At 42.8% G+C, this 13,259-nt stretch carries 15 protein-coding genes; 4 read left to right on the top strand and 11 right to left on the bottom strand.

Annotation, left to right across the window (positions count from 1 at the left end; all coding sequences use genetic code 11):
- Window positions 1-30 precede the first annotated feature (30 nt).
- From FPZ42_RS16940 to FPZ42_RS16890, 11 genes are all read right to left on the bottom strand, one after another.
- A complete protein-coding gene (locus FPZ42_RS16940; RefSeq protein WP_146273053.1) occupies window positions 31-819 on the bottom strand; it encodes a 2Fe-2S iron-sulfur cluster-binding protein in 789 nt (262 codons plus the stop codon).
- Window positions 820-1,106: 287 nt separating this feature from the next.
- Window positions 1,107-2,015, bottom strand: a complete 909-nt coding sequence (moaCB, locus tag FPZ42_RS16935) for a bifunctional molybdenum cofactor biosynthesis protein MoaC/MoaB (protein WP_146273052.1) — start codon at window positions 2,013-2,015, stop codon at window positions 1,107-1,109.
- Window positions 2,016-2,459, bottom strand: coding sequence for a molybdenum cofactor biosynthesis protein MoaE (locus FPZ42_RS16930; protein ID WP_146273051.1), 444 nt, complete (start codon window positions 2,457-2,459; stop codon window positions 2,016-2,018).
- Between the two features lie 9 nt (window positions 2,460-2,468).
- Window positions 2,469-3,566, bottom strand: coding sequence for a HesA/MoeB/ThiF family protein (locus FPZ42_RS16925; RefSeq protein ID WP_146273050.1), 1,098 nt, complete (start codon window positions 3,564-3,566; stop codon window positions 2,469-2,471).
- A gap of 12 nt (window positions 3,567-3,578) precedes the next feature.
- Window positions 3,579-3,812 carry a MoaD/ThiS family protein gene (locus tag FPZ42_RS16920; RefSeq protein ID WP_146273049.1) on the bottom strand — a complete coding sequence of 78 codons (234 nt, stop codon included), beginning with the start codon at window positions 3,810-3,812 and terminating at the stop codon, window positions 3,579-3,581.
- Window position 3,813: 1 nt separating this feature from the next.
- On the bottom strand, window positions 3,814-4,326 hold the full coding sequence (locus tag FPZ42_RS16915; protein ID WP_146273048.1) for a molybdopterin-binding protein: 513 nt from the start codon (window positions 4,324-4,326) through the stop codon (window positions 3,814-3,816).
- Window positions 4,319-5,053, bottom strand: coding sequence for a sulfite exporter TauE/SafE family protein (locus FPZ42_RS16910; protein ID WP_146273047.1), 735 nt, complete (start codon window positions 5,051-5,053; stop codon window positions 4,319-4,321). Before FPZ42_RS16910 ends, FPZ42_RS16915 begins: the two co-directional genes overlap by 8 nt.
- Window positions 5,054-5,058: 5 nt before the next feature.
- Entirely contained in the window at window positions 5,059-6,237 is a 1,179-nt protein-coding gene (locus tag FPZ42_RS16905) for a molybdopterin molybdotransferase MoeA (RefSeq protein WP_146273046.1), read from the bottom strand.
- A gap of 4 nt (window positions 6,238-6,241) precedes the next feature.
- Complete coding sequence (gene moaA, locus FPZ42_RS16900; RefSeq protein ID WP_146273045.1) at window positions 6,242-7,222, bottom strand: GTP 3',8-cyclase MoaA; 981 nt, start codon at window positions 7,220-7,222, stop codon at window positions 6,242-6,244.
- A 9-nt stretch (window positions 7,223-7,231) separates the two neighbouring features.
- A complete protein-coding gene (locus FPZ42_RS16895; RefSeq protein ID WP_146273044.1) occupies window positions 7,232-7,816 on the bottom strand; it encodes a nucleotidyltransferase family protein in 585 nt (194 codons plus the stop codon).
- 10 nt (window positions 7,817-7,826) lie between these two features.
- Window positions 7,827-8,963, bottom strand: a complete 1,137-nt coding sequence (locus FPZ42_RS16890) for an XdhC family protein (protein WP_146273043.1) — start codon at window positions 8,961-8,963, stop codon at window positions 7,827-7,829.
- A 459-nt stretch (window positions 8,964-9,422) separates the two neighbouring features.
- On the opposite strand from FPZ42_RS16890, the gene FPZ42_RS16885 reads away from it, so the two are divergent.
- The 4 genes from FPZ42_RS16885 (at window position 9,423) to FPZ42_RS16870 (ending at window position 13,257) form a co-directional block, all read left to right on the top strand.
- On the top strand, window positions 9,423-10,100 hold the full coding sequence (locus tag FPZ42_RS16885) for a response regulator transcription factor (RefSeq protein ID WP_146273042.1): 678 nt from the start codon (window positions 9,423-9,425) through the stop codon (window positions 10,098-10,100).
- Entirely contained in the window at window positions 10,097-11,344 is a 1,248-nt protein-coding gene (locus FPZ42_RS16880; protein WP_146273041.1) for a sensor histidine kinase, read from the top strand. The genes FPZ42_RS16885 and FPZ42_RS16880 overlap by 4 nt, the downstream gene beginning before the upstream one ends.
- Before the next feature lie 78 nt (window positions 11,345-11,422).
- Entirely contained in the window at window positions 11,423-11,857 is a 435-nt protein-coding gene (locus FPZ42_RS16875; RefSeq protein WP_146273040.1) for a PepSY-like domain-containing protein, read from the top strand.
- Between the two features lie 161 nt (window positions 11,858-12,018).
- Complete coding sequence (locus FPZ42_RS16870; RefSeq protein ID WP_146273039.1) at window positions 12,019-13,257, top strand: TolC family protein; 1,239 nt, start codon at window positions 12,019-12,021, stop codon at window positions 13,255-13,257.
- Window positions 13,258-13,259 lie beyond the last annotated feature (2 nt).

The raw sequence follows: 13,259 nt of genomic DNA, 5'->3' as shown, positions 1-13,259 counted from the left end.
AAAATAAAAGAAACTTCGTTAAATAACAGGTTAAATGGTGCCTTCGGCGAACTGCCAAACCTGAGCTACGGCTTTATCGCCATGCACTTCTCTGATCGCGCTCACAATATTTGGATAAGCACCGCAGCGGCAGATATTGCCGGACATACGTTCCCTGATCTCTTCGTTTGAAAGTTCAACAGCTTTTTTCTTCTCCCGCACATTTGCGGTTACATAACTGGCATCGCCATTTTTTGCTTCACCCATTAATGCTACAGCTGAGCAGATCTGGCCTGGTGTGCAATAACCGCACTGAAAGCCATCGTGTTTAATGAAGGAGGTTTGCATAGGATGTAGTTCATTGCCCGTAGCCAACCCTTCAATAGTGGTAACCTTCTTATCCTCACAGGTAGCGGCAAGCGTAAGACAAGACAGTACGCGTTTGTCATCTACAATAACTGTACACGCCCCGCATTGGCCGTGATCACAACCCTTTTTTGAACCGGTAAGGCCTAAACGCTCCCGAAGGGTATCAAGCAGCGTCATTCTGGAATCCACCATCAGTTTTTGAGTACTGCCATTAACCTGGAACGAAACATTTATCCCATTTTCGATCAGCACTGGCGGCTGTTCTTCGATCGGAATGCTGCGCGCCATTAATTGCTCGATACCTAAAAGATTTGCTGCCAGCAGGCTTGTACCTGTAACGGCAAATAATTTTAAGAAATGCCGGCGTTTGATTCCTGAGGACATGATCTCACCCATTTCATCGGGCATCAATTCTTCCAATGCCTTACGTTCTGCTTCCGAAAGGTCAGAAAATAGAGGTTGTTCTTCCATAACGTAAATTTAAGGGTAAGCCTGGGGTAGAGTGCATGGTAAGTTACAACTAATTAAACACTTATCAACGAAGAATGTTTTTTAAGTGTAATGGGCTTTTTGATCATTTACTTAAGAGCGTATAGCTATGATAAACAGAACCCGCAGTTAAGCATTCGACCAGAGCAGGCATAAAGTAATGACATCAGCAGGCTATGTTTAAACAAGCCTCTTAGATAGTGAGCTGGTAGCGCCCATCGTACTTAATTTACTTTAGAGAAATGTAACGAAGTATTAAAAAGTAGCCATTAATGCCTGCTGCCCTGCATCACCTTAAAAACATGAAGGACTTGTGGGAACAGCGCATCCATGCTTTCTTTTACACCCTTCACCGAACCGGGGAAAGTTAAAACCAAAGTTTCACCGATTAAACCTGCAACACCGCGGGAAAGCATGGCAAATGGCATGCGGTCTTGCCCATAGCGCCTTGATGTTTCCATCAAACCATCGATAGGTTTTTCTATCAATGGCTTTATGGCATCAACCGTAACATCTCTGGGAGACAAACCCGTTCCACCGGTAAATATCAACAGTTTAATACCTTCAGCAGGCAAAGATCTTGCTATCGACTGTATGCGTTCAAATTCATCAGAAATGACTTCATATTTTAGAGTTTCGATACCAAATTGATCCAAATTTGATATGATCGTTCTGCCGGAAACATCCTCGCCATTGCCGGCGGAGATGCTATCAGAGCATACTATCACTGCCGCCTTAATGTGTTCATAATCGGCTACCTTAAAATCAGATTTACCGCCTGATTTTTTCACAAGCCTGATAGACTGTATTTCTACCTGTTTATCTATCGGCTTTAACATATCGTACATGGTAAGCGCAGTTATCGAAGCACCGTGCATGGCTTCAACCTCCACCCCTGTTTTATAAATAGTATGTACCTCTACTGTAATGATAATATTTAGTCCTTCTATGCGGTGCGTGATGGATGTATATTCAACAGGCAATGGATGGCAGTCAGGAATCATATCGCTGGTACGTTTCACTCCAAAAAGTCCGGCTGCCCTTGAAAATTCAAAAACATCGCCTTTAGGCACTTTGCGCTGCTCTATAGCTTCAATGGTGTCCGGTTTGGAGACGGTGACCGTTGCAGTAGCGATAGCAATGCGTAACGAGTTTGATTTTTGTGTGATATCTACCATCTATTTGTTTTCCTTCCATTGGTGGGTGCTGTCATCAAACAGCTCCTTACCCCAAATTGGTAATTCTCCTTTTATACGTTCAACAACTTCGGCACACGCCTGGGTTGCTGCCTCTCTGTGAGCAGATGAAGTGAACACAAACAAACACAATTCGCCCGTTTTAACCAAGCCAAGGCTGTGATATATATGCATGCAGGTAAGCGGGTATTTGCCAAATAAGTCTTCACGGATGACGTGCATTTTTTCAAGCGCCAGATCCTCAAATGCAGTATATTCAATGGCTGTAACAACTTTGCCGCTGACTTCATCGCCCCTGACCTGGCCCAAAAAAATCTGATGGGCACCAATTGAAGTTCTTGAACTGTGTTTACCGATGCTTTCCGCAATAAACGATGGCGGAACCGGGCCTTGTATAAATATGTTTTTTATTTTCTTATCGCTCATTTTTCCTTTTTATAATTGGCCGTACCACCGCACGACACCACCTGCCAAACTATAAATATTCTTTTGATCAGGTAACCTCGATCTTAGTTTCTCAGCTGCCGCCAAACTCCTGATGCCATGTTGGCAAACCAACACGATGTTTTGCTCGTCTATTTCTTGAGGAAGTGAAAAATCAAATACTGACATCGGTATCTGTATATGTTTAATGGAAAGCGAAGGCCTTTCATGAATTTCCCTGACATCTATCACCAGGGTGGGAACCTTATCGATCAGATCATGGATTTTTTCAAAATCAATCTCTTCCACGTCTTTATTATACCCCAATGAAATTGGATGATAATGTATTGCTTTAAATTCGTCATAACTTATTGGAAGTTTGTAAGATCCTGCAGGAGCAGGCAAAATATGAACAGTATAAACGCTTTGATCAAGCAGGTTATAATTTAATAACTGGTTGATCAGCGGCTGCCCTGATCCCGCGATCAGTTTAATTGCTTCTGCAGCTTGCATGGTTCCCATGATGCCCGGGAGTACGCCGATCACGCCATTTTCCTCACAATTGGGTATCTCACTGTTGCCGGGCTGGTTTTGAAAAATATCGCGGTAATTGGTCCTTACGCCGTGCTCATTGTTATCAAACACTGCAATTTGCCCCTCCCAACCAGAAACTGCGGCAAATATCAGCGGCTTGTTTAGCATGGCGCAAGCATCATTTAAAAGGTACCTGGTACCAAAGTTATCGCTGCAATCCATGATCACATCGTATTTTTTCAGCAGGTCCAAAGAGTTATCTTCGTTGATCATGCAAGGAAAAGCTTTAATCGCAATTTCAGGATTAGCGGCCGTCAGCTTTTGCGAAGCAATAACTGCTTTTAATTTCCCCACGTCTGCTGTGCTGTAAAGCACCTGGCGATGAAGATTGCTTAAACTAACGCTATCACCATCTACCACTCCAATACGCCCAATTCCGGCGCCGGTCAAATATTGCAACGCCGCGCAGCCTAATCCGCCTGCACCGATCACCAATACGCTTGCCTTTGACAGTTTATTTTGCCCGTTAACGCCAAAAACCTGTAAGACGATTTGCCTGCTATACCTTTCACTCATATAAGCATCTTCTTAACCACCCGAGAACGGAGGCATAATAGCTACTGTTACGCCATCGGTAACCGGCTTATTCTCCTGTATCAAAGTTTTGTTCAGTGCTAATTTATATTTAATGCCGGCAAGTTGCGGATATCTCTGTTCCAATATGGCTTTTAACTCATCAGTATCTGTTACTGCTGCAAAAGACATGATGCCGTTTGGTATGATTTCGCTGATCTTTCCAAATGTGATTATATCTATTTCCATATCAATCTACCCGCGAAACCGTTACACTTGTTAAACCCTTTAAAAATCTCCGTCCGGTCGCCTTGTCTGTCGGTGTAACAATGGCGATGTTTCCTTTTTCTGTCTTTGCCGATTCCGTGTCGTAAGACGTCAGGATCAACGTTTGATCCCCAGCGCTCGAATTAAACAATTCATTCCAGGAATAAACGATCTTATAGCCATCTGTTGCCTTGCAAATAATATAATATTCACTTAATACTTTTGGCGATTCAGAGGCAATCCCTGAACGAGCGATCACATCTTTTAATAAAACGCCCTTTATGTGTTTAAGCACGCTTTTTTTAGCCATAAGGTGATTATAAATAACAAGGCTATCAATACTAAAGCTTTTATAAGCATTTAGCATTGTCATATTCACGTTCAGCTCATTTGACACCTTACCGGTGACCACAAAGTTTTCGCTTTGCTGCGCGCGGGCATTTGATATGCCGATGAACAGTAGTACTAAGATTGTTAATTTGATGTTTCTATGCATAGATTAATTTATAAGCGGCGAGTGCAAGCACAACGGCGAGTACATTCTTTAAAACGGTTTGTCTGAATTTGAGCGCACCAAAATAAGCCCCGCAAAGTCCGCCTGTAAAAGCCACCAGTACATAACTAAGCATGTCCGTATTAAAAGTGAATCCCTTGATAAGCTGGCCGCAGAGCCCTGCTACCGAATTTACGAAAATAAATGCAGCGCTTAAAGCCGCTGCCTGTTTTTGATCGGCCCATTTCAGGAGAAGCAATACCGGAGACAGTATGATGCCGCCGCCTATACCGATCATACCTGAAAGCAGCCCGATAACAGCCCCGATGATCACCGATAATCCAACTTTCGGTTCTTTTAATTCTTTAGGATCGGCGTTTTTAAAAAAGAAAAAACGCACGACCGGAATAAGCAACAGTAAACCTAATATCTTTTTATACCAGAGACCATCAATAGCCATTGTACCACCAAAGAAAGACATGGGTATCGAAGCGAGGGCAAAAGGCAGAAATGCTTTGAGCCTGAAATGACCACCACGATAAAACTGGATAAATGCAGTGGAAGAGACAAACAGGTTCAACAAAAGCGCTGTGGGTTTCATTACCTCCGGTGCAACACTGAAAATGGCCATCAATGCCAGGTAACCGCTTGCCCCACCGTGACCCACTGAAGCATATAAAAACGCAACCATGAACAACAGCAAAAAGAAAAAAATGGGATCAAGTGGCATAATAACTATTCAGGTAATAAAAGTACGCTAACTGCGTCACCTTTAGCAAAACTATCCTGTGATTCAGCTAACCTGATAAGACAGTTGGCATGGGCGAAAGAACTTAGGCGGAAAGATTCCTGCGCGCCTAAAGATGCCGCTACTCCATCAGTATATGTCCCCTTTAAAAAATGAGTTAACCCTGCAGGTTTTTTAATAGCATGGCCAAGTGTTGCAGTCAAGAATTTTACCTTATCCGGTTGTTGCGACAGCCTTGCTATTGCCAAAGAAACGTAATTATAAAAACAGCTCAAAACAGAAGATGGATTACCCGGCAAGCCGAATATCACCCTATCGTTCATCTTGCCGAAATAAAGTGGCTTGCCGGGTTTTTGTTTAACCTTGTGAAATATCTGAGTGACACCGCAAAGGTCTGCAGCTTTAACTACAAAATCGTAATCACCAACACTAACGCCGCCGGTAAGCAATACCATATCGTTATCTGTTATCGCTTTTACAAGTATGTTTTTCAATTCTGCGAGGTCGTCGTCTGCATAATAATGTGTTATTGATGTAACCCCTGCAATTTTAAGGGCAGCACTTAGTGAGTATGAATTTGATTCATAAACCTGGCCAAATGCTAAAGTATGGCCTGGCTGCTGTAATTCTTTACCTGTTAAAATAACGGCAACTTTTGGAGACGGATAAACGCTGACCTCGCTTACGCCTATTCCTGCCAGGAAACCAATGGCGGCCGGCGTCAGATAGGTTCCGTTTTGCATAGCCAGTTCACCCGATCGGATCTCCGCACCTTTGTCTCTTACGTTGTCGCCGGGTTTAAGGTCGTCGGAAACAATTCTTAGCCGACCATCCGAAACAGATACTTTTTCCTGCATAACTACGGTGTCGGCACCCTCGGGCAAAGGGCCGCCTGTAAAAATGCGGCAAGCTTCTCCAGGTTCTATGGTGAAAGGCTCCGGCACTCCTGCATACATCTCGCCTTTAACCGGTAACAGCAAATCCTTGTCGCTATACCTGATCGCATACCCATCCATTGATGATTGCCGGAAGGCCGGAATATCACAAATGGCAAATATATCGGCGGCTAATACGTGGCCGGCGGCTTCCGAAAGTGGGATAGTTACCGGTGGTAATGCGGGTATATTTTTTATTACAAGGGCTTTGGCTTCTTCTACACTGATCAATTTCTTATCCCCCTATAGTGATCATACTGCGGTTATTCAACATTTCAGCATTTAACGTTTCAAAGTTTCTGCCCAACTGCCCGCCAAGTTCTTTTTCTTTTTGCCAGATACAGGTCTTTATGACCGGCAACACGTCACCTCCGGAGCGTAACACAGTAAGCAGATCTGTCTCCCCGTTTGAAAATAGGCAATTTTTCAGTTTACCGTCCGCCGTTAAACGCATGCGGTTACAGGTATCACAAAATGGGGCGGTCATGGTACTGATAATAGCAAAAGACCCAAAGTGATCCGGTAGTTTAAAATGCCTTGCTGTATCATTGGGCTTAGAAGCCACTGCATGGTAGATGTATTCTCTGCTGATGACGTCCAGGATCTCCTGCTGAGAAAAGACCTTATTACTCGTCCAACGGTTACCGCTAAATGGCATAAATTCGATAAAGCGGATCTGAAGCGGTTTGAACTTGGTCCAGGCAATAAAGTCATTGATCTCGCTATCGTTAAAGCCCTTCATCAACACCATATTGACCTTTACGGCAATGCCATGATCTAACAGTAATTCAATGTTACTTAAAACCTGTTTAAAGGATCTACTGCGGGTGGCGAGCAGAAATTTTTCTTCCTGTAGGGTATCCAGACTAATATTGACCGAACGGATATTGGCACTTAGCAAAGCAGGCAACATGTCGTGCAGGCGACTGCCGTTAGTGGTCATGGTCAACTCTACCGGCAATTTACCTAATTCTGCAATGATGAGGGCAGCATCTTTCCGCACAAGCGGCTCCCCGCCGGTTAACCTGATCTTTTTCACACCCTCTGCCACAAATATTTCCGCAAGGGTAACAATCTCATTGGCCTGCATCAATCGCGATGCCGGCGTAAAATCGTATTCTTCATCAGGCATGCAATAAAAGCACCGAAAGTTACAGTTATCAGTAAGCGATATCCGCAAGTAGTCATGTACCCGTCCGAAAGAATCTTCGATCATATATTTCTTTTATTCACTACCAAGCAAATGCTGATAGTCTGTCTCTGTATCAATATCAATTAATGCCTGCTTAAACGTCACCTGTACCAGGTCATGATAATTGATCTTCAAAATCGCCTTAGCACCTTCATCACCTGTTAGTTCCCGTAAGGCAGAAAAATAAGCGGATGAAAAAATAACGGGCACGCCCACGGTATCACCATAGGCGGTTGCGGTGATCCCTTTTCCTGTGTTCATCGCCGTGCTTTTGAGTTCTTCCAAAAAATCAGCACTAACAAATGGCTGGTCGCAAACCATCAAAATTACATGGCTCGTAACCGGATATTTCTTTTCTAAATATGTGATCGCAACCCGGATAGAGGATGCCATGCCTTCCTGCCAACCGGGGTTTGAGATTATCTCAGCACCAGCATTATCAAAGGTTGCCGCGATAAGGTCTTCATTAGCACCCAACACCACCAGCACTTTTTCGGCAATATTTCCTGCACAGGCAATAGCTTGCTGCAATAAGGTACGGCCACGATATTCCAGGTTCTGTTTAGGACGGCCAAGCCTGCTTGAGGAACCGGCAGCAAGGATCACGGCGTTTATCATTTTTTATTAATTAACGTTGTCTTTGAACCATTGTTTCGGCGCGCTCATGAATGTATTGTTTTGCTTTTAATGGTGCCGGATTGCGCTGGTTTAAAACCGATTGTATCTCGGCAATAATAGCAGTAGCGATCTCTTCTGCATTTTCAGAACCTATGTCTAAACCGGCGGGGCCATAAACATTTTCAGGCTCTAAGGGTTCACTGATCGTTGATCCTGCTATTTCCTCAAACATGCGTAATAACCGCTTTTTAGGCCCGAGCGCACCGATGTAGGGCAAGTCGATCGGTAACAATTCCTTGAGTAGGGCCATGTCGTAATTGTAATTATGGGTCATCAGCATAAAAACGGTTCGGCTATCTACCGTTATTTGCCGCATCACATCTTCAGGCCTGGCAATGATCAGCCGATCCGCTAATGGAAAACGTTCGGCATTGTTGTAGTTTGCCCTGCCATCAGCCAGCGTTACAGACCATCCTAAAACCTTGGCTATTTGCACCAACGGCATGGCGTCGTTACCGGCACCAGCGATGATCAATGAAACTTCGGGCTCCAGTAATTCTATGAAATAGGTGAACTCTTCGTGTTTCCTGTAGATTTTTTCGGATCGCTTACCATGTTTCAATACATCCGAACCGTCGCTTATAAGTATTCCTGCGAAATGCTTGTCCGCTATATCTCCCGTTACCTGCCCATTCTTCTCAATAAACATGCAGGTACCATATTGAATAGCGTGCCGGTCGGCCATATTGAAAACAGTAACCAAAACAGCGCGTTCCCGCTTGCTCAAAAAAGATCTAAAGAAACTGACAGGATTATTTTCTACGCGGAGCGGCTCTATTAGTATTTGAATGATCCCATTACAGCCCAGGCCTACGCCAAATTTCGCATCGTCCTCATCCGTTGTATCATAGGTTACCAGCATCGGCTTTTGTTCTGCTATGGCTAACCTCGCCTTCCGCAAAGCGTCACCTTCCAGGCAGCCGCCGCTGATGGCACCGGTAAGCTTCCCATCCTCTGTGATCAGCATCCGTGCACCGGCCCTCCGGTAAGAAGAACCTTCAACATGCACAACGGTTGCCAATGCCGTTTGCTTCCCTTCACTTTGTGCCAGGTCGTAAGCCTTTACAATATCTTTCAGTTCTTTCAATTATCTGCGTTATTTTTATTAAGCCAAACGGTAGTTTTCTGATATGTTTACCGATAAGATCAAATATAGCATTTGTTCATGCTGCGGCAAAGCGGTCAGTCATTCGGATATTCAACTTTAAATGGCGTTAAGTTTTCCGGACCTTCAGAGCGTTGATCAGATTACAGTAGCTGTCAAAAAATATAATGTGGGGTTAAAACTGCAAATCTCATTTTAAAAGGCCCAATCATCTCCGTTCTCAATAAACGCAATCCTGGGCCCGTTTTAGTATGAAGTTGACCAGCGGATACTCCGATGTATATTGCAAATATGATCAATGATGTAGTGATTCAAAGTCGCAATAAACCAACTGGACAATATATACCTAATATTTAAAGAGGTTTAATTGGTTTTAGATTACAATCATCTTTAAAAAAGCTCCAACAGTATTTCTCCAACTTTAAGTATTAATTTTATGTAGTGAAAATCTTAGTAATAGAAGACGAAACAGGCTTGCGAGATAGTATTGAAGCTTATTTTACAGGCAGTGATAGTATCTGCGAAGTGGCGGCCGATTTCTCGTCAGCATTGGCAAAGGTGAGTCTTTACCGCTACGATTGCGTTATACTCGATCTAACTTTGCCGCAGGGAAATGGACTTGATATAGTAAGGCATTTAAAAGAAAATGGGCGGGATGATGGTGTGCTTATAATCTCCGCAAAAAACTCGCTGGATGACCGCCTTACCGGGCTTGACCTTGGCGCTGATGATTATTTGACTAAGCCGTTCCATTTATCTGAACTGAGATCGCGGGTTATGGCAATTGTAAGGCGCAGGGCTTTTAACGGTAGCAATAATCTTAAGTTCAACGAGATAGACATTGACCTGGACGCAAAAGCGGTAAAGGTAAATGGCACCGCTGTAAAATTTACCCGTAAAGAATATTCCCTATTGCTTTATTTTATAGCCAACAAAGGCAAAGTGGTCTCGAAGAGCGCCATAGCTGAGCACCTTTGGGGTGATAGTATAGATATCGCTGATAACTTCGATTTTATTTATTCGCATATTAAAAACATACGCAAAAAACTGGTTGAGGCAGGCGCTAAAGATTACATACAAGCAGCGTACGGCATGGGCTATAAATTTATAGTTGCATGAAACTGCTAACCAAATACAACAGGATCAATGTAGCAGTAACAGTAATAATTATGCTGGTTACCGGCATAATTTACTATTACACTATCAGCCATATTTTAACTAACCAGATAGACAAAGACCTTGTGCTTGAAGAAAACGAGGTGTTTAGCTATGTATCCAAAAATCATCATCTTCCTGATGTTTATGAAAGCAACCACCAGCAAATTGCTTTTATGAAGCTGGGAAGCGGAAAGGTTAAAAGACGCTTTGTAGATACCGTTTATCATGACCTGGATGAGAAAGACATGGAAGCCGGGAGGGCGTTAATTAGTTCCGTAAATGTATCTGGGCAAAACTACAGCATCTTGGTTACGCAGTCTAAAGTAGAGACCGAAGACCTGATCCAGGTAGTTTTCTTAATCACCATAGGTGTTATAGTTATATTGCTGGTGGTTTTATTACTGTTAAACCGAATAATTCTTAAAAGTATTTGGAAGCCATTTTACAAGGTATTATCCCAATTAAAAGGTTTTAGCCTTGCTGATAATGCTTCAGTTAATAGCACGCCATCAACAATTGATGAATTTACTGAACTTGACCACGCCGTTACAAGCATGGCTGATAGGGTAAAAAGCGATTATCAGAATTTAAAAGTATTTACGGAGAACGCCTCTCATGAGTTGATGACGCCAATCTCTGTGATCAACTCCAAACTGGATACCCTGGTTCAAACCGATGATTTTACCGACAAGCAAAGCAAATTACTAAACGATATTTACGGCACCGTTACCAGGTTAACCCGCTTAAATAAATCTATGCTTTTATTGGCCAAAATTGAGAATGGGCTGATACAGGATATCCAGCAAGTTAACATGAGAGAAGTTTTAGAGGATAGTATTTACCAACACGAGGAAATGATCCTTCAATTGGGCATTACGTTAAAAACCAAACTCGGCAACAAACTGCTTAACGCCAACAGAGCGCTTATGGAGATATTAGTTAATAACCTGATCAGCAATGCCATCAGGCACAATTACCAGGCAGGCAGTTTATCGATACTGCTGGATGCTGAGAAGTTATCCATCATAAACACCGGAAAGCATGCGTTTAATTTCGAACAGGTGCTTAAACGATTCCAAAAGTCAGACGGTTCTGAAGGTATAGGGCTGGGCTTAACGCTTTGTAAACAGATCTGTGATAAGTACGGCTTTAAGTTGCAATATCAGGGAGACAAGGATAGTCACGTTTTTTCTGTACTATTTTAATTATCCCAAATTCCTACAACACTAATCCAAATTGCGTACAGATTGAGCTGATACATTAGTATAAAAAATACCAGGCTAATGAAATCAATTAAAACAACAGCGGCTATATTAATAGCAGCCTCAACGGCCATAACAGTTATGGCTCAACGCTCAATCCAAATTCCGCCGGCAGTTAAGGCGTCTTTTGTAAAAGCCTATCCGGCGGTAAAAGTGGTTAAATGGGAAAAGGAAAAAGGCGATTTTGAGGCTGGATTTAAACAGGGCAGAACCCAAATGTCGGCAACTTTTAAAGCTGACGGCAACCAGCTTGAGGCTGAAACGGGGATAAGCGCCACAGCACTGCCGGCAAGTGTTATTGCTTACATAAAAGAGCATTACAAAAGTGCTGCTATTAAAGAAGCCGCCAAAATTACAAAAACCGCCACCGGCGAAGTTAACTATGAGGCAGAAGTAAAAGGCAGAGACCTCTTATTTGACGGCGCGGGCAAATTTATAAAGATAGCGAAGGATTAAAAACCCCCTTCCCGCTTGTAATTATTTAACCGGTATAGAGTCGGTTATTTATGCTGTGGACTGTCACTACAGCATTTTTTATTCCACAAAATGTCTACAGAATTTAGTGGGAGATTTACAGTTGAAAAATTTAACTTAATAGCCAATAGCTAACGTACCCCATGAGGCGTGTTATCAATTTTTTTCTGATCTTTTTATTTAGCACAACTTGTTTTGGCCAAAGTAAAACGCTGGATGATTATTTGCAGCATGCCATCAAAAACAGCCCGCTTATAAAGGATCTTAACAATCAGATTCTCTCTGCGCGATTAGATAGTGTACGCATACGGGCAGGTTTTAAGCCGCAGGTTACTGCAAGCAGCGCAGGTTTATATGCGCCTGTTATAAAGGGTTACGGCTATTCTTCGGCTATTACCAATGGCCAATCCTTAAATGGGTTGATAACAGTCAGTAAGGCTTTTGTTGGTAAAGGATATTTAAATGCGCAGTTCGCAGCTCTTGGTATTCAAAACGACTCTTTGCGTAATAGCATCAAGTTATCCGAACAAGATCTTCGTCGTACCATCATCGGCCAGTACATAAGTGCTTATGGCAGCCTGCAGCAACAGCGTTTTAACCAGGAAGTAGTAGACCTGTTAGGTAAGGAAGAAAACTTGCTTAAACGCCTTACCCGCAGCAACGTGTACCGCCAAAGCGACTATCTTACTTTTTTGGTTACGCTGAAACAGGCGCAACTACAACTATCACAATCGCGCTTGCAGTACAAAACGGATTACGCTACGCTCAACTATTTATCCGGCATAGCCGATACTACTATTTTTGAAATAGCCAAACCCGAGCTGCAACGGAATATAGCTCTGACTAACCGCAGCACAAGTATCTTTTTCAAACAATACCAGTTAGACAGTGTCCGCCTTGCTAATAGCCGTAAACTTATAGATTATAGTTACCGACCAAGGTTAAGTGTTTTTGCCGATGGTGGTTACAACTCCGATCTTACAGCGCAGTATTACAGAAATTTTGGTACCAGTATAGGCTTTACCGTAAGTATGCCATTGTACGATGGAGGGCAGCGTAAATTACTTTACAAAAAACTATTGCTTGAGCAAGAAACCAGCAAGAGTTATAAAGCCTTTTTTAACAACCAGTACACCCAGCAGATAAACCAGCTAAACCAGCAGATAAACGATTACGATAAATTGGTAGCCGAGATCACCGATCAACTGAAATATTCGGAAAGCTTAATAAAAGTTGACACCAAGCTACTACAAACTGGTGACCTTAAAATTGCCGACCTGATACTGGCAGTTAATAATTACCTCAGTATAAAAAACCTGCTTACGCAAAATATCATCAGCAAGCTGCAACTTGTTAATCAACTTAATTACTGGAGCCGATAATA

It is taken from the genome of Mucilaginibacter achroorhodeus (assembly GCF_007846095.1).
Classification (GTDB): domain Bacteria; phylum Bacteroidota; class Bacteroidia; order Sphingobacteriales; family Sphingobacteriaceae; genus Mucilaginibacter; species Mucilaginibacter achroorhodeus.
Note: the sequence above shows the minus strand (reverse complement) of the source record. Positions and strands in the feature narration are given on the sequence as shown.